14 protein-coding genes are annotated in these 16,888 nt (G+C 52.6%); 9 read left to right on the forward strand and 5 right to left on the reverse strand.

The window, feature by feature from the left end; all coding sequences use genetic code 11:
- The first annotated feature begins 79 nt into the window (after window positions 1–79).
- The 5 genes from THS27_RS24095 (at window position 80) to THS27_RS24115 (ending at window position 4,413) form a co-directional block, all read left to right on the forward strand.
- Window positions 80–964, forward strand: a complete 885-nt coding sequence (locus tag THS27_RS24095; protein WP_168184994.1) for a LysR substrate-binding domain-containing protein — start codon at window positions 80–82, stop codon at window positions 962–964.
- 367 nt (window positions 965–1,331) lie between these two features.
- The gene (locus THS27_RS24100; protein WP_085595253.1) at window positions 1,332–1,925 is read left to right on the forward strand and encodes a TetR/AcrR family transcriptional regulator; all 594 of its coding nucleotides are present in this window, start codon (window positions 1,332–1,334) and stop codon (window positions 1,923–1,925) included.
- Window positions 1,926–2,218: 293 nt separating this feature from the next.
- Window positions 2,219–2,914, forward strand: coding sequence for a hypothetical protein (locus tag THS27_RS24105; protein WP_085595255.1), 696 nt, complete (start codon window positions 2,219–2,221; stop codon window positions 2,912–2,914).
- A gap of 112 nt (window positions 2,915–3,026) precedes the next feature.
- On the forward strand, window positions 3,027–3,662 hold the full coding sequence (locus THS27_RS24110) for a cytochrome b/b6 domain-containing protein (RefSeq protein WP_085595257.1): 636 nt from the start codon (window positions 3,027–3,029) through the stop codon (window positions 3,660–3,662).
- On the forward strand, window positions 3,652–4,413 hold the full coding sequence (locus THS27_RS24115; RefSeq protein ID WP_168184995.1) for a molybdopterin-dependent oxidoreductase: 762 nt from the start codon (window positions 3,652–3,654) through the stop codon (window positions 4,411–4,413). Before THS27_RS24110 ends, THS27_RS24115 begins: the two co-directional genes overlap by 11 nt.
- A 304-nt stretch (window positions 4,414–4,717) precedes the next feature.
- On the opposite strand, the gene THS27_RS24120 is transcribed toward THS27_RS24115, so the two are convergent.
- Together THS27_RS24120 and THS27_RS24125 are read right to left on the reverse strand one after the other, a co-directional pair.
- The gene (locus THS27_RS24120; protein WP_085595261.1) at window positions 4,718–5,800 is read right to left on the reverse strand and encodes a cytochrome-c peroxidase; all 1,083 of its coding nucleotides are present in this window, start codon (window positions 5,798–5,800) and stop codon (window positions 4,718–4,720) included.
- 260 nt (window positions 5,801–6,060) lie between these two features.
- On the reverse strand, window positions 6,061–6,645 hold the full coding sequence (locus tag THS27_RS24125) for a TIGR00730 family Rossman fold protein (RefSeq protein ID WP_085595263.1): 585 nt from the start codon (window positions 6,643–6,645) through the stop codon (window positions 6,061–6,063).
- Window positions 6,646–6,963: 318 nt separating this feature from the next.
- On the opposite strand from THS27_RS24125, the gene THS27_RS24135 reads away from it, so the two are divergent.
- From THS27_RS24135 to pssA, 4 genes are all read left to right on the forward strand, one after another.
- Window positions 6,964–8,004, forward strand: coding sequence for a hypothetical protein (locus THS27_RS24135; protein WP_085595267.1), 1,041 nt, complete (start codon window positions 6,964–6,966; stop codon window positions 8,002–8,004).
- A gap of 308 nt (window positions 8,005–8,312) precedes the next feature.
- Entirely contained in the window at window positions 8,313–9,473 is a 1,161-nt protein-coding gene (locus THS27_RS24140; RefSeq protein WP_085595269.1) for a LysM peptidoglycan-binding domain-containing protein, read from the forward strand.
- A gap of 506 nt (window positions 9,474–9,979) precedes the next feature.
- Entirely contained in the window at window positions 9,980–10,669 is a 690-nt protein-coding gene (locus THS27_RS24150) for a phosphatidylserine decarboxylase (protein ID WP_085595273.1), read from the forward strand.
- Complete coding sequence (gene pssA, locus THS27_RS24155) at window positions 10,669–11,526, forward strand: CDP-diacylglycerol--serine O-phosphatidyltransferase (protein ID WP_085595275.1); 858 nt, start codon at window positions 10,669–10,671, stop codon at window positions 11,524–11,526. Before THS27_RS24150 ends, pssA begins: the two co-directional genes overlap by 1 nt.
- 365 nt (window positions 11,527–11,891) lie before the next feature.
- On the opposite strand, the gene THS27_RS24160 is transcribed toward pssA, so the two are convergent.
- From THS27_RS24160 to THS27_RS24170, 3 genes are all read right to left on the reverse strand, one after another.
- The gene (locus THS27_RS24160; RefSeq protein WP_210403005.1) at window positions 11,892–12,245 is read right to left on the reverse strand and encodes a phage tail protein; all 354 of its coding nucleotides are present in this window, start codon (window positions 12,243–12,245) and stop codon (window positions 11,892–11,894) included.
- Window positions 12,246–12,602: 357 nt separating this feature from the next.
- Entirely contained in the window at window positions 12,603–13,493 is an 891-nt protein-coding gene (locus tag THS27_RS24165; RefSeq protein ID WP_085595279.1) for a transporter substrate-binding domain-containing protein, read from the reverse strand.
- A 179-nt stretch (window positions 13,494–13,672) separates the two neighbouring features.
- Window positions 13,673–16,843, reverse strand: a complete 3,171-nt coding sequence (locus tag THS27_RS24170) for an efflux RND transporter permease subunit (RefSeq protein WP_085595280.1) — start codon at window positions 16,841–16,843, stop codon at window positions 13,673–13,675.
- Window positions 16,844–16,888 lie beyond the last annotated feature (45 nt).

Here is a 16,888-nt window from a genome sequence, read left to right on the forward strand (position 1 = left end):
TGCCGGGACTAAACACCTAATAAATTCCAATGCCGTAAATATACATATTGATATATAAATTATATGAATGTGGGGTGTCATGGAATTGCGGCATGTACGGTATTTTTTGGCAGTGGCCGAAGAAATGCATTTTGGTCGCGCGGCTGCTTCTTTGAACATTGCCCAGCCGGCCCTTAGTATTCAGATCAAGGCACTGGAAGATGAACTGGGCGCTGTTTTGTTTGACCGCACCAGCCGCCATGTTGCGCTTTCTGCCGTTGGGCGTATTTTTTTGCCAGAAGCCCGTAAAATTATGGCTCAGGCAAATTACGCGCGGCTGGCGGCCAGGCGCGCCGCCAGTGGCCAGCTTGGTGTCATCAGAATTGGCTTTGTCGGCAACGCGTTTTTTAGCGGGGCTTTGTCACGGGATTTAAGGCAGTTTCGCAAGGTTTACCCCGCTGTGACAATTGATCTGGTTGAATTGCCCCCGGGCGCGCAGGCTGAACAGATTATTCACCAGATGCTTGATATCGGCTATGTGCCCGATTTTGACGACCCGCAACATCCCGAAATTTTGCGTCAGAAAACCGGTTCCTGGCCGTTTGTTGTTGCTTTGTCACCCGATCATCCTCTGGCAGCGCAAGATCGCATTTCGCCAGCTGATTTGCGCGATGAAACCTTTGTTATTTATGCTGCCAGCGACACTGACAGGGATCATCTGGCATATATATCGGCTGTTCTTGGTTATGCGCCGGCCCATGTGGTGCATGTCAGCAATACATTAACGGTGCTTACCATGGCGTCGGCGGGGCTGGGTGTTGCGGTGGTGCCAGAAACACTGGCCGAAATCAAAATTGCCGATATCTGTTATCGCCCGCTGCTGGGGGCGCGGCAAATGTCACGCGGGGCGCTGTTATCCTCGCGGTATCATGCAACACCGGTTGTGCGGTCCTATCTGGCTGAAATTGCGCGGGCTTCCTCGTAAAACGACGCCGGACTGCCTATTGGGGGGCGACCTCAACATGTTTGGCGATGCGGCGGCATCTTTCCTGTTTTGTCGTTATGTCTGGCAGGTGGGGCATGTTGCGGGCTGAAATGGTCAGGATTCGTGCTTGCGGATTTGTAAATTCGGGCCCAATCAGCATGAAAAAGACTGCTCACAACAAGCTCACGGAAAGGTGTGATGCGGGAAATGTCCCTGATCACGGATGGTGTTTTTCATTTATCATATTGATTCCATGCGTAAATTTTAAATCCCGCCTTGGGCTGACGGGCAAGGCTGCACGACCGGGGATATTCGGGATCATGATTTGATGATTGTCATCTTACTAACTAGTAAGTAAGTTTTCTTCATGACCCAAAAAACATCGCCCAAAGCCCTCGAAATTATTGATCTTGCGCGTTCGCTGATTGCCAATGCCGGCTATAACGGTTTTAGCTATGCCGATATTGCCAAAACCCTTGGCGTGACCAATGCCAGCATTCACTACCATTTTCCGGCTAAGGCCGACCTGGTGAAGGCTGTTGTTGTCAGTTATCGCGCACAATCCGACCATCAGCTTCGTTTGGCGGCTGCCGAAATTGACGACCCGGTTCAGCTTTTGCGGCTTTTTGTCCAGTTTTGGGAGCGCTGCCTGCACGAAGGACCGTTGCCATTTTGCATTTGTGTGATGCTGGCATCTGAATTGCCGTTAATCCCCGAAAGCGTTGCCGATGAAGTCCAGGGGCATTTCGATGATTTGGCTGGCTGGTTGACAGAGGTGATGCTTCGGGCCGAGGCAAAGGGGCTCGTGCATTTGCGGGCCGGGGCCCAGGCAGAAGCTCGTATGTTAATGACGCTGGTTCACGGGTCGATGATTTCCGCACGTGCCGCGCGGGACCCTGACGTCTATGGGATAAGTGCGTGGCCCGCCCTTGAAAGGTTGCTTGTTGATGCCCCCCCGTAACGATCCGACCTAAATCAGAATTGGCAGCGGCCAGAGAATAACCCGGGGCATTGCCGGGCCATAATGCTGCACTGGCAACCAGGCCTGCCGTCTTCACCATTTTTAATCTTATTTGTTTGCGATGCGCATTTGTGTTCTGGCCTGCCAGATCAATGCGCCCCATCCAGCCTTCCATTGCCGTCAACTGGTTGCACCATTGACGGGAAAACGAACCTGCTTGGCTAAAACCAGCCGGTTTTCCGCAAGTAGTTCACCGCGTCTCCCCCCGTCCCCCAAATCTATAGGAAGTTAAAATGAAACCTTTTATCGCTATTACCCTGGCTGCATTGGGCCTGTCTGTTGCGTTTGCACCCCTTGCCAGCGCAGATCCCGCGCCAACCCGTTTGCGCGGTACAATTACAACACTTAACCCGCAATCTTTGGTTGTTCATACCCGCGATGACAAGGATATTACTGTCACTCTGGATGATCAGACCCATTATGCTGCGGTGGTTAAATCCAGTCTCGATAACTTGAAAGAAGGCAGTTATATCGGCACCGCCACCAAAGAAATTGGTTCCAAACTGATTGCCCTTGAAGTTTCAATCTTTCCGCCGGAAATGCGGGGCGCGGGCGAAGGCCATTATGCATGGGACAAAATTTCCGACACCACCCTTTCCGCTGGCGCGGCCACAGCCAGTGCCATGACCAATGGCAATGTTGCCACCGTTACCAGTTCGGGTGAAACCGATGTTAACAGTGCCATGACCAATGGCAATGTAACCACTGCTGCGGCCAAAGGCGGACTTACCGTTTTAAATGTCACCTATAAGGGCGGTGAACAAACCGTTCTTGTGCCGCCAACCGCCCCGATTGTTGCCTTGCAGGCCGGTACAAAGGCCGATCTGGCAGCGGGTGCAGGCATTTTCATCGTGGCTATTCAGGATGGCGATAACACCACGGCCAAGTTGATTGCCGTTGGTAAAGATGGCGTTGTCCCGCCGATGTAAACGGCAAAATCCGGCTTGTTCAGGTGGGGTATATGCGTGCGTTGTGCATTAGTGCCTTGCCCCACCTAACGGGTCGTTTGCCGGCAAACCGGTTTTCAAAAGGGTGGTTTTTATGAAAAATCCTGCGCAAGCATCAATGCGACCCGCGCATTCCCTGCCTGTGCGCATCATGCACTGGGTAAATGTTTATGCCCTTTGCTGCATGTTGTTCGGCGGTTGGGAAATTTACAATGCCTCGCCCGACTTGCCGTTTCTGTTTCCCCAATGGGCAACATTGGGCGGGTGGCTGGGCGGTGCGCTGGCGTGGCATCTTAGTGCCATGTGGTTGTTGGTGATCAATGGGGCCGCCTATGTGCTGTACGGCATTTTTTCGGGCCATTTCAAACGCGATTTGCCGCCACCGTCACCCAAAGCGTTCCTGCGTGACATGTGGGCCGCAGTTTGCCTGCGGTTGCCCCATAAGACCGGTCATTACAATGCTGTTCAACGCCTGTTGTATGGCGGTGTGATTTGCATTCTCGTGATCGAGGTTTTGACAGGCCTGTCGATCTGGAAACCGGTGCAGTTTGGCGGGCTGGTTTCCTTATTTGGCGGTTTTGTACTGGCCCGTAACATTCATTTGGCAATGATGATTTTAATCGTTGGTTTTATTGTCGTCCATCTTGCTTTGGTGGCGATTGTACCGCGCACGCTTGTTTCCATGTTCAAATCCGTTCCATCCGACCCGCAGGAGGCAAATGATGCTTGAAAAACGTCGTAAACCGGTCATTACACCAGATGATATTCGTGCCGATCTGGACCGGTTTAGCCGCCGTGCGTTTTTGCGCGGTTCGCTGTCGCTGGGTGGGCTTGCGATGTTAACCGGGTGTAATTTGTCGACCGACAGCGGGGTTGATGCCGCCTTGAAGGCGATTTTGCGGTTTGATGACAAAATACAGGCCAAATTATTCGATCCCGCCCGTTTGGCGCAAACCTATCCCGCCAGTGCCATTACCGAACCGTTCCGTTTTAATGCCTATTATCCCGATTGGCAGGTACGCGGCGTCCCCGATGACTGGCGGTTGGAAGTTGCGGGTCAGGTTACGGACAAAAAAGCCTGGACCCTTGATGCGTTACAATCCTTGCCGCAGGAAAGCCAGATTACCCGCCATATTTGCATTGAAGGCTGGAGCCAGGTGGGGCAATGGCGCGGGGTGCCGCTGGCAGTGTTTTTACGCAAAATCGGGGCGGATACGCGGGCAAAATATGTAAAATTTACCTGTTTTGACGATTATACCACCAGCATTGATATGGCGAGCGCCCTGCACCCGCAAACGATTTTGGCGCTGGAATTTGTTGGAAAACCGCTAACGCCGGAATGGGGCGCACCGGTGCGTCTGCGTATTCCCACCAAACTGGGTTTTAAAAGCGCCAAAAATTTACGGGCGATCGAGGTAACCAACAGTTTTGCCGGCGGGTATTGGGAAAATCAGGGATATGACTGGTTTGCCGGTGTTTGATTTTTGTGGTTTTTATGCCAGACGATCCTTGAATGGCATCGATCAATGGCGCCCCGGGGTTGGCAGGCGGGCTGATATATCTTTGCCAATGGCTTTACAAGCTGTCGATACCATTGCGCCTGGCCAGCCTTCCGTAACACATGTTTACAATGAGTTGATATAAGCGCGCAGGCAGGGCAATTTGCCCGAAAAAAAGTCGCCCGGTTCCCAACGCGGGGCGGGCGACAGGCGGGGTAGCTGGCTGTATAGCTGATCTGGCAAAGCCGAATTTGCCAGATCAGCAGGATATGGTTATCGACGTCGCCTAGTTGTTAACCGACATGGCAACGGGTTTGGGTGTTGAATGCGTACTGACCGGCAGGATCGGGTATACGATCCGGGGTTCTTCACCTGTCAATGTCCGCAAGAAGGCGGCAATTGCCGAAATTGATTTATCGTCAAGTTCGGTACCCAACTGGCTGGTTGCCATAATGCCAACGGCCTGTTCGAGATCCCAGACCTTGCCGGTATGGAAATAGGGGGCTGTCAGCTCGATATTGCGAAGCGGGCCTGCGCGGAAAACATAATCGTCATCGGCGGTGTGGGTTACGGCAAAGCGGCCCTTGTCATTGGGGGGCAAAATGTCGGAACCGGGTTTTTCAACCACGCCAAACGGATAATATCCATTACCGCCAACATTGACGCCGTTGTGGCAAGATGCACAGCCGCTATCTATAAACAGGGCCAGGCCTTCTTTTTCCTGATCGCTCAGGATGACGTCGTTGCCTTCAAGGAACTGGTCAAACCGGGATGCCGGGGTGATCAGGGTGGCTTCAAAGGCTTCGATGGCTTTGGCCATGTTATCAAACGTTACCGGGTCAGCTTCACCCGGGAAGGCTTTTTTGAAATGCTCGATATACTCGGGCATGCTTTTTAGCGTGGTTACAACGCGGTCCGGGGTGCTGGCCATTTCAACACCGGCCTGAACCGGGCCTTTGGCCTGTGCCTTAAGGTCGGCGGCACGGCCATCCCAGAACTGGGCAATGTTGAAAACGGCATTAAAAACGGTTGGCGCGTTGCGTGGGCCTTTTTGCCAGCCATGGCCAATGGACGTTTCAAGGTTGTCGTCACCGCCCATGCCAAGGTTATGGCAGGTATTGCATGAAATCAGGGCGCTGGATGAAATGCGGGTTTCAAAAAACAGCATTTTACCCAGTTCGACTTTTTCATGGGTGACGGCATTGCCTTTGACTGCGGGAACAGCCGAAGGAATGACCTCAAAATAGTCTCCTGCTGCTTTGCGCAGGGCGGCATTATCGTCCTTGTCGGCGGCAAGGGCGCTGGTAACAAATCCGATGCATAGGGCACTGGCCCCAAGCAGCCGGACAAAAGTGCGGGTGGTTGTCATGATGTTCCCCTCTCTCAAGTATGAGCGCCATCACAACATCACTGTAACCCACTGTTAACCATGATTTATGTCAAATATCTAATTTAATTAAATTTAATATAAATTGCGTTGCCAGATGGGCGATTGAGGGCGCAAAATATGCGCTTGTCGCGCGATTCGTTGAGCTGTTTTGCTTGTGCAAGCCGGCCCAAATAGCCAAAGCCCCGCTGCGGGTTCCGGGCGGGGCCTTGGTTCGGGATTAAACTGTTCAAAAATACCGCTTAAAGCAGTTTTTCCTTCGGGTCGAATTTTGGTCCCGGTTCGGCAGACAGCTTTTCAAACACGCCTTCAAGGGTATCTGTTACCGAATAGAGCTGTCGGTTGCTGGGCCGCGCAAAGCCCTCGTCTATGATGCCTTCAATCATTGCCAGGCATTTGTCCCAGTATCCCAGGGCATTTAAAAACACCAACGGTTTATCGTGAATGCCCAACTGGCGCAGGGTTAGGGCCTCGAATGCTTCATCAAGGCTGCCAAGGCCCCCGGCGAGGGTGACAAAGGCATCCGACCGGCGGAACATTTCCACTTTGCGTTCATACATGGACTTGCACACGATCAGTTCCGAAAGACCGGCATGGCCGACTTCGATTTCGTCAAGATGGGCGGGAATAATACCGACAACATTGCCACCATTTTCCATCACGGCATCGGCGACAGCGCCCATAAGGCCAATGCGCCCGCCGCCGTAAACCAGGGTAATGCCGCGTTCGGCCATCATTTTGCCAAAGGCGATGGCGTTTTCCTTGTGTTGGGGGTTCACACCGTTAGATGCACCGCAAAACACACAAATCGAGTTTATTTTCGTCATGGCGGCCTGCCTTGTTGTTATCTTGTTGCAGGAAAGGAAGTTATAAAGCCGTATGCGGCTTCAATGTCCCTTTCATCCCCAGCTTAGCGTATGATATGCCTGCGTCGTCAATGATATCTTGATGTCAAAACCGGTTTTGGCAGGGCGAAAACAGGTAAAATGTTGCATCGCGCAATTTTTGTCCGCAAAAGCACAGCCCGATTTGTGCCGTAATATATCGTATTGTGGCGATCCCGCATTTTCCGGTTAGCGGCATGCTGCGATTGGAAACAGTGCGATACACAAAGATCGAAAATAATAAAGGCAGGTTCATACAGCGTGTTTGTCGACAGTCCGTTCTGGTTTGCCATCCTTGTTTCCGGCGTTATTGCCGCAGTTTTGATGCTGGCCCTGTGGTTGGGGCTTGATCGCGCTGTTGCAAGGCGCATGGTGCTATCTGCCATTATTCCTGCCATTCTGGTGGCGGTGCCTGCTGCCCTTGGCCTGCCCGAAGGTATGCGCGGCGGGGCGGGCGCGGTTTTGGCCGTTATTTTAATTGGCGGGCTAGCGGGCATTATGATTGATGTTGCCCGGTTTTCGGCGCGGATCGCATCGGTTTTGGCCTGTATTATCATTGTTGGCGGTGGCTGGCTGGTTTTGGGCGATGATACCAGCGGCACAGCGGCACTTCTGGGGCAGGTTACCTTACCCGGAACAGCGCATATTGTTTCGGTGCTGGCGTGGGCCGCGTATTTGGCGGTCGCCCTGGTTTTGGCGTTTGTTACATTGCCCGATTTTACCGACACCGCCGAAGATGGCGGGCCGGGGGGCAAAACCGCGAAAAAGACCAAAGCCAAAACAACCAAAGTAACATCAACCCGCAAAAGCAAATCGACTACCAGCGACCTTGCCGACGGAGACCGGGGGCCCGGGGCGTTGTCGGTGTTTTTGGCGCTGGTGCTGGGGTTGGGTATTATTGCGGTGCAATTTGGCTTGCGCGATTTGAAAATTCTGCACGGGGCGATGGCGATTGCATTGTTGATTGCCCTGATATCGGAAAAGGCGGCACCGCAATACCGGGCGGCGGTCTGGTTATCGATGGTGGGGGCCATTATGGTGGCCGGTGCAACAGCAATTTTGCGCGCCCCCGCCAGTCTGGTGGCGCATGGTGTGCTGGTGCTGGTGATGTTTTCGGGTACGGGAACGGTTTTGTTGCAACGCGCCTTGCGCCTTGATCGTGTTGACGCCGCCGGGGCATCGGGCCGTGATGCCGGTATTTTGTGGGCGGGCGGTGCTATTGTCCGGGTGCTGGTGCTGGCGATGCCGGTGGGCATGGCGGCCCTTGTTGCCTTTATCGGGGCGGCGATGACGGCCCCTTGATCAATTTTCTGCCGATTGGGCCTGTTCGCGGTGAATGACTGCCGTTCATCAGGCAACTAATGCGGTGAAATTCGGCCTGACAGGTCAAAATCACTGTTTTTGATGTGCAATTTGACGCATTTGCAACAGCTTGATGCATTTCCGGCTTTGTTACGGTATGGAAACTGTGCGATGAAAGTAGTACAAGTTTCCGATAACCGTGTCGGGGGTGGGGACGGGATTTCGTTTTTCATGCTGCAATGCCGCGCATTGATGCAATTCTGACCTTCGGCGAATAAAAGATAACCATCGTTCAAGGATATTTTCCGGTGAAACGACCTTATATCCTCGTCATTATCGGCGTTTTGCTGATCATTGCCGCCATTGTGCTCAATTATACGCTTACGGGCGCTGGCGACGATGACACCGATACGGTGTCTAGCGCGCCTGAGCAACAAAGCAGCACGGAGCCGGCCGGCGAAAAAACGCCTGAAACGGGCAAAACAGATACACCTGCCGATGACAGCAAGGCACCGGATGTTACCGATCCCAGTTTTGACGTGGTGCGCGTCAGCCCGGATGGAAATTCGGTTATTGCCGGGCGCGCAGAACCCAATACCAAGGTTCGGGTACGTGAAGGCAAGGACGTGATCGGGGAAGCGACGGCCGATAACCGCGGGGAATGGGTTATTTTGCCGGAAAAACCGCTGCAACCGGGCGATCGTGAATTGTCTGTCGAAAGCGAAGACAAGGATGGTAAGGTTCAGTCGGGCTACGAGGATGTGGTTGTTCTGATCCCGGAAAACCCGGCCAAGGAAACCACTGCACCGATGGTCGCGGAAAAAAGCGACAAGGCCGAACCGGATGCAAAAACCGACAAACAGCCGATTATTGCCTTGCGTGTACCGTCGCAAGGGGAAGGTCCGGCAACGGTAATGCAGGGGCCTGGCGCGGTTCCTGAAAACAAGGAAATTGCCAAGGCTGCCAATCAGGCGGCACAGGATGCAGGCCAGCCTGAAATTGCATCTTCGATGCCGCGTCTAAGTGTTGGTGTTGTTGATTATAACGACAAAGGCCAGGTTGCGATGTCGGGCGATGCAAACCCTGACCACAATATTCGTGTTTATCTTGATAACAGGTTTGTTGGCACGGCCCCGTCTGACAACAAGGGCGATTGGGCCTTGACGCTGGAAAGCGATATCAACCCGGGCCAGTACAAACTGCGCGCTGACGAGGTTGATAAACAGGGCAAGGTGGTTGCACGTGTCGAATTGCCGTTTGAACGGGCTGATGCCAAAAAGGCGATGGAACCCGGTAAGCGGTATGTTGTGCAGCCCGGTAACAGCCTGTGGCGGATTGCCCGGCGTGCTTATGGTGATGGTATTCAATATTGGGTCATTTATCACCGTAACGAAGACCAGATCCGTGACCCGGACCTGATCTATCCCGGCCAGATTTTTGCGCTACCGGAAGAAAAAACATCCAATTGATTTGCTGATTTAGGCCGCAATACCGCGATTTTGCGTATTGCGGCCTTGTCGTACCATCGACTTTGCCAGATTGGTCCCTATATGCAGCGGACGTATCATTATGGGCGGGCTGTGTTGTGGCTGGTCCGTTATTACCGGGCTGTGTGAAGCGGGCAGGAAAATGCAAAATGCCGACGGCTGACATGGCACTTGCCAGGCTGTGTGTTGTATGCGTTTTGATGGTGGATTGCTGTTATCCCTGTGGCGTGCCACAGTGGCACCTGCAAAATAAGGGTTCGCGCGAAACGCTGCCTGAGTGTTGACTGGCCCCGCAACGGGGCAACCTTGCTGCCGATGGTTCGCCAAAACCGGGTGAAAAGGCCGCCAGATGGGCCAAATACCCGGTTAAGGGTGAAAAAAGCGCCGTTGGATGATCCCCCTTGTTGAAGGGGATGGATCGCCAATGATAAGAACATGCCAGACGTGCCACTGATTGGCCCGTCGCATTGCAACCAGGGAAGACAACTTTGAAATCCGTTCTTGTGCCGATCAATTCCGAAGGCTGGAAATTTATTGCGATTTTCGCCGCTGTGACTGTGATCCTGTTTCTGATCGCCCAGCCATTGGGCTGGATTGGCGTTATCCTGACTTTGTGGTGCGCCTATTTCTTTCGCGATCCTGACCGGGTTACCCCGATTGGCGATGATCTGGTGATTGCGCCTGCTGATGGCCGCATTTGCATGATTTCGCAAGCCCCGCTGCCCAAGGAACTGGAACTTGAAGACCAGTCACCCCGCACGCGTATCTCGATTTTCATGAATGTGTTTAACGTTCACGTTAACCGCTCGCCGATCAATGGTGAAATTGTAGGCGAGGCCTATGTTCCGGGCAAGTTTGTTAATGCCGAGCTGGACAAGGCATCGGAAAATAACGAACGCCAGATTTTGCTGGTCCGCGACAAGGATGGCCGCGATTTTGGCGTGGTCCAGATTGCCGGTCTGGTTGCCCGGCGCATTCTGTGTGATGTGGGCCGTGGGTCGATCCTTAAAGCGGGCGAGCGTTTTGGTCTGATCCGGTTTGGGTCGCGCGTCGATGTGTATTTACCCGTGGGTGTTGAACCCAAAGTTTGTGTTGGTCAGTTGACTGTCGCAGGTGAAACCGTGCTGGCCGATGTTGCCGCAATCGCTGCTGTTCCGGCCACCGGGGAGGTGCGTTAATGGCCCAGGGTCCTGATCGCAACCGGCCACGTCGTTTCAAGGCATTATCCCTGTCGCGGTTGGCCCCCAATGTCGCAACCCTTATGGGGATGTGCGCCGGGTTGACCTCGATCCGGTTTGCCATGCAGGACCATTGGGAAGCCGCGGTGACCGCTATTTTGATTGCGGGCATTATAGACGGGCTGGATGGGCGTTTGGCCCGAATGTTAAACGCATCCAGCCGGTTTGGCGCAGAACTTGATTCATTATCGGATTTTGTGTGTTTTGGTGTTGCACCGGCCCTGTTGATGTATTTCTGGTCCCTGCACCAGTTAGGGCCCATTGGCTGGGCCTTGTGCCTGTTGTTTGCCGTTTGCATGTCGTTGCGACTGGCGCGGTTCAATACCCAGATGCTGGGTGAACCGGAAATGCCGACATGGGCCTATCGGTTCTTTACCGGTGTTCCGGCCCCGGCCGCTGCGGCCCTGTCAATGTGGCCGATGGTGTTAAGTTTTCAGTTTGGCGTTGGCATTTTTGACAGCCCCTTTATTACAGCCCCGTACATTGTGCTGATTGCAGTATTGATGGTGTCGCGGATGCCGACTTTCAGCTTCAAGAAGGTTAAAGTCCCACGGGCGTGGGTTTTGCCATTGATGCTGGCTTTCGGGGCTTCGGTGGCGTTTTTGGTATCGTCACCATGGTTAACCCTGTCGGTTATTGCCGGGGTTTATTTTGTGACTTTCTTCTTTAGTTTCCGGTCCTATCGCCGCATGGGTGTTGAACAACAACGCCGTTCCGACGAACTTGAAGAAGAAGAAGACCTTGGCCAAACCGATGACGACCCCGAAGATGGTCTGAACCGCGTACATCAGAATTGAAAATAGGGGCAACAGTTTCTGTTGGCAGGTGATGCTGCCGGGAATTGCGCTGTTTTATCAAAAAAGGCCAGTCAATTGATGTGACTGGCCTTTTTTCTATTGTATTGCCAAAAGGGAGCACTTCGCTATGCTGGGGTATCTCCGTGGATGATAACTTCATTTTCATCGCAAAAGGGCGATGGCCCTGATGGATCAAAGCCAAATTGCTGCAAGCAGGTTATCAACGCCGATCAGATGTTAATGATACCCCGGCACCGGTGTTGCAGGTGGATATGCCTTGGGCAGTGTTGGCTTAACCGGCAAGCCCCGGTCAGAGATGTTGCGGTGGATGTATCAAAACCTGAAAACGTACCTGTCCGTTTGTTTTAAGGGCGGGCCGGATAAACGCCGTTTACGACGATACATGACGTCAGTTTTACTTTGTTGTCATCGGTCAGGGTTGTGATTTTGGGTAGTTTGAATGTTTTTATACCATCACCCCCAAAACGATTGCCAATCAGGCTAAAGAGAGCAGGGTATTGCTGGATGATCAATTCAGCGCCGTTTGTTGCGAGATAATCTGCCGGGCAAAAGCTTGATGCAAAAGTTTCGATATTGGAAATTATTGTGTCTTCGGCATGGGAGGCTTTAACACCCGTCACGCAAAAAATTGCCGACACAGCAAGAATGGCGCCGTATTTTCCAGAATTCCGAAGCAACCCAAACATCTGTTTCTCCATTTTTTAAACTTGTTATTTGAATAGTAACAGGTGCCGCCGGCACAGCGCGCAGGTGTGGTGTATTTCATGATGTCCCCGGCTGCCGGGTTCCAAGCCCCCAACCCGTGCAAGGCAGCATTTATAAATTGCAGATAATTCAATATTTTAACAAGTTAAAATTGAAATATAAACGCAAAGGTTGATGGTGCGTTTGGATGTGCCTGTTTTTGGGCTGAAACTTTGATAGTTATTTTGATTAATAACGGGCAGGCAAAGGGGAATTAAATTTCAATTTCGCCCAGGTGCAGGCTGCTGTCAGGCCTTGACAGGGCGCGACAAAATACGCTGTTGATTTTGGTTTGTTTGCAGCATAACGGGTTAGGAGGGCGGGTTCTCAACCGGTAAAAGTTTGGCGGACATAAAACTGTTAAGCATGTTCTGATAACGCATACGGTCTTTTGGCGGGAGCCACGCCTTATAGAACTGTGTCCAGGGCATTTCCGGGTAAGTATCGAGAATGTCGTTTACCGCATCGATGACCTGTTTGCCGGCAGCGTTTTTTGAACATCCCATCGTTGCGTTAATGAGCGGGCTGCCCCCCGCAATCGGCAGCGAGATGATTTCGTTTTGATAGTTGGCTTCCCGGTGGTGAAATTCCGCCTCGGCGGGTAAATACATTGCCCAGTCCAACCGGCCCATTTCCAGCAGCTGGATGAATTTCTCGTCACTGCCAATTGTTATAATATTGGTCTGGTTGATATGTTGCCGAACGGCAGCATCAATATAATCGCCATAGGAACGGCCAAGGCGAATGGCTGTCGAGATGTTGGTATCTGCCAGCAGGCGGTTAATGTCGATTTCGTTGTTGTTATTCAGGAACGGGCGGAAAACCTGCATTTGACGGGCAAGAATAACGACCGAAGGTGGCAGGCTGATTAAAATCGGCTTGGCGAAATAGATATACTGGCGGCGTTCTTCTGTCGGAATAAGGGTTAGCGAACAGTGTAGTTGCGGGCTGCGCATTTCAGCCAGAAGGCGCGCCAGGGGTACTTTTTTCAGGGTATGACGATATTGCGGCAGGCGTTCCATCAGCCAGTCTTGCGTTTGGGCCGCATAGCCCACAAGTTTGTCGTCCTGTTCGATATAGGCGGGCGGAAATGTCGGAATGGCCCAGCTTAATTCGGGTTGGGCAATAGCCTTGCTGATGCCCCATAACAAATTGGCACATATGCAAGCTGTTATGGTGAGGCACTGTACCCTCATCCCCATCGCAATCTGTTTCCCTGTCGTATGCTCCGGCCCATCCTCCGGTAGCGTAACCAACACATAATCTATTCTATAGTATAGATTGGACCTGTTCCAAGTGATAGCAAAAAAGCTGCCCTTGTTCGGGGCAGCTTTTTGTTTTGATGTTATTGCCAGATCAAAGGGTTAAATGGCCGAATTGATCAGGAGTTTGTCGGGGCTGGTGTGTTTTTACCGCGCCAGCGCCGCCATGCCCTACCAGATTTGGCAATCAGCAACAGGGCGCAGGGCGTAAAGACAAGTGTCAGGACCGTGGCGAACGTCAGACCAAAGGCGATTGACGTTGCCAGTTGCACCCACCATTGCGTTGACGGTGCCCCAATGGAGAATTCACGGGTAACAAAGTCGATATTGATTTGAAACACCATGGGCACCAATCCCAGAATGGTGGTGACGGTGGTCAACATCACCGGACGCAAACGTTGCGCACAGGTCTGTAAAATGGCGTCTTCGATGCTGTCAGCGGTTAATTTTAATCTGTCATAGGTATCGATCAGAACAATGTTGTTGTTCACCACGATGCCTGCCAGCGCCACAATGCCAATCCCGTTCATGACGATGGAAAATGCCTGCCCGGTTAATAGTAATCCGCCCAGTACCCCCGCTGTCGACATAATGATTGCGACCATGATCAAAAGCGAACTGGTGATAGAGTTAAACTGGGTCACCAGAATGATGAACATGATGAACAGCGCCACCGAGAAGGCATTCTTTAGAAAGTCTGCCGATTTTTGCTGTTCTTCATCCTGCCCTTTAAACTCGACACTGACACGCGGGTCGATATCGAGGGTTTTTAGCCACTGCTTTACCTCCTGTACCTTGGTATCCACCAGAATACCTTCGGTAACGTCGGCTTTAACAGTCAGGGCGCGGCGGCTATCAACCCGGTGCAGGGTGCCGGTTTTGGGCTCTGCTGTGCGGGTAATAAAGTTTGAAACCGGTACCAGCCCCTTGTTGGTTACAATTTGCAAACGTTGCAGTTCTTCAAGGGTGCGGCGATTTTGCGGGAAACGGCCTACAATATCGATTTCCTCGGTCGAATCATCGGGGCGATAGGTTGAAAACAAAATGCCGTTTGTTACCAGCTTTACCGTGTTGCCAATGGTGGCGATGTCGGCACCAAATTTTAACGCCTGTGCACGGTCAACCTTGTATTCCCAGTCAATGCCAGGGGGCGATTTGCCATCTTCAAAGTTATAAAGCCCGCCCAGCTTGTGCAAACCGGCCATGATTTCAGCCGATGTTGCATCCAGAATTTCGGGATAGTGCGACCGCAACTGGATTTGAACGTCCTTACCCTGCGGCGGGCCCGCTTCGGCAGCACGGATTTCAACCTGAATACCGGCAAGGTCGCGGGTGGCTTCAAGAATTTTATGTTCAATTTCCTTGGCTTTGGGGCGCACCTGCCAATCTGCATATTCCAGCTGGATCACACCGATCACGTCTTCGGGCGCATCATCCCCGCCCTGGGCCGATGCCCCGGCGCGGCTATAGACTGTATCAAACCAGTGATGGCCGGTTTCGGACTGGTCATCAAGGGCAAGAATGCGGTTTTCAACCTGGTGTACCAACGCGTCCTGTTCATAATAGGACAAATTGCCCCGGGCGCGAATTTGTACAGCAGCCTGTTCAGGTTCAACTGATGGGAAAAATTCAAACCCTTTGCCGAACATGCCGAACGCCATCCAAACCGCAATCAGGATGACAAAGGCCAACGGAATGATCAGCCAGTATACCTTGAGCGAGGCCTGCAAAATACGGATGTAAAAGCCGGTGCCCCCGGTCAGTTTTTCAAGTTTGTCGGTTTCACCTGCGGCAACCGCATCAAGGGCGTCATTCGCCGCCATGCCCGGTTTGCCAAACCACGCCCCGACGGTGGGCACAAAAATAAGGGCCATCGCCAGTGACGCACTAAGTGTAAACAGCACCGTAATGGGGAGAAATTTCATGAAATCGCCAACCACATCAGGCCAGAATGCCAAGGGCAAAAAGGCGGCCAGTGTTGTTGCGGTCGAGGCAATGATGGGCATTGCCATGCGCTTGGCAGCCAGGGGATAAGCCTGCTTGCGGTGCAGCCCGTCCAGCATTTTACGATCGGCATATTCGGTGACCACAATGGCCCCGTCAACCAGCATCCCAACAGCAAGGATCAGCGAGAACAGCACAACGATATTCACCGTCATGCCCAGCGCCCACAGGATAAGAATGGCTGTCAGGAACGATCCGGGAATGGCAAGCCCCACCAGCAGGCCGGACCGCCAGCCAAGCGACCAGATCACCACAACCATCACCAGCAAAATGGCCAGGATGACGCTGTTTTGAAGGTCGGTCAGCATGGTGCGGATGTCGGATGATTTATCCTGTGAATAGGTGACCTTAACCGTTTCAGGATAGCTTTGGGCGGCCTCGGCGGTAATGTTTTTTACCGCATCGATCACATCAATGATGTTCTCGCCAACCCGTTTGGAGACTTCAATGGCAATGGCCGGGCGGCCATTAAGGCGGGCAAAGCTGGTGGCGTCCTTAAAGGTCCGGCGTACCTCGCCAATATCGCGAAAGCGAATAACGGAATCACCATCAACGATAAGCGGCATGTTTAAAATGTCATCGACATCTTCAAACAGGCCCGGCACCTTGATGTTAAAACGCCCCGCTCCGGTATCAAGCGCACCTGCTGCCACCAGCGAGTTTGAATTTTGCACCAGGGAAACAATATCGATCCCTTTTAACCGGTAGCTTTCAATTTTCATCGGATCGATGACAAATTCTACCAGTTCCTCTCGGTCGCCAGCCAGGTTGGCCTCCAGCACGGCTGGCACGCCTTCGATATCGTCTTTCAGGTTACGTGCAAGGCGCAGCAATGTGCGTTCGGGAACCTCCCCCGATAACGTTACCACCAGGACCGGAAATAACGACAGGTTAACTTCGTGAACTTCGGGGTCGTCGGTATCGTCGGGCAGGTCGGATTTGGCAATATCAACTCGTTCGCGTACATCGGCCAGCGCATCGTCGATATCGACGTCGCTGTAAAATTCCAGTGTTACCGATGCGCCGCCCTGATATGCCTGTGAGCGCATTTCCTTTACACCTTCAATGGTGCGCAGTTCCTGCTCCATCGGGCGTAACAAAAGGCGTTCGGCATCCTCGGGGGAAATGCCGTCATGGTTCATCAGAACATACAGGATCGGAATTTGAATGTCCGGATCGGCTTCCTTGGGGATCGCGTTATAGCCAACCCAACCCGCGACCAGCAACAGGATCAGTGTCATTATGACGGTGCGCGATCGGTTCAGCGCAAGATCAATAAGAGACATGGTTTAATTTCCTTTGCGCTTGCAACCTAGGCTCAGGACTCATTA

Source organism: Thalassospira sp. MCCC 1A01428 (assembly GCF_002115825.1).
In the GTDB taxonomy this organism is placed as follows: Bacteria; Pseudomonadota; Alphaproteobacteria; order Rhodospirillales; family Thalassospiraceae; genus Thalassospira.

Excerpts from the sequence above, each read along its gene's own strand:
- THS27_RS24120 (WP_085595261.1), bottom strand. The coding sequence starts at position 5,800 with ATGACAACCACCCGCACTTTTGTCCGGCTGCTTGGGGCCAGTGCCCTA.
- THS27_RS24160 (WP_210403005.1), bottom strand. The coding sequence starts at position 12,245 with ATGGAGAAACAGATGTTTGGGTTGCTTCGGAATTCTGGAAAATACGGC.
- THS27_RS24165 (WP_085595279.1), bottom strand. The coding sequence starts at position 13,493 with ATGGGGATGAGGGTACAGTGCCTCACCATAACAGCTTGCATATGTGCC.
- THS27_RS24110 (WP_085595257.1), top strand. The coding sequence starts at position 3,027 with ATGAAAAATCCTGCGCAAGCATCAATGCGACCCGCGCATTCCCTGCCT.
- THS27_RS24095 (WP_168184994.1), top strand. The coding sequence starts at position 80 with ATGGAATTGCGGCATGTACGGTATTTTTTGGCAGTGGCCGAAGAAATG.
- THS27_RS24100 (WP_085595253.1), top strand. The coding sequence starts at position 1,332 with ATGACCCAAAAAACATCGCCCAAAGCCCTCGAAATTATTGATCTTGCG.
- pssA (WP_085595275.1), top strand. The coding sequence starts at position 10,669 with ATGGCCCAGGGTCCTGATCGCAACCGGCCACGTCGTTTCAAGGCATTA.
- THS27_RS24105 (WP_085595255.1), top strand. The coding sequence starts at position 2,219 with ATGAAACCTTTTATCGCTATTACCCTGGCTGCATTGGGCCTGTCTGTT.
- THS27_RS24125 (WP_085595263.1), bottom strand. The coding sequence starts at position 6,645 with ATGACGAAAATAAACTCGATTTGTGTGTTTTGCGGTGCATCTAACGGT.
- THS27_RS24170 (WP_085595280.1), bottom strand. The coding sequence starts at position 16,843 with ATGTCTCTTATTGATCTTGCGCTGAACCGATCGCGCACCGTCATAATG.
- THS27_RS24115 (WP_168184995.1), top strand. The coding sequence starts at position 3,652 with ATGATGCTTGAAAAACGTCGTAAACCGGTCATTACACCAGATGATATT.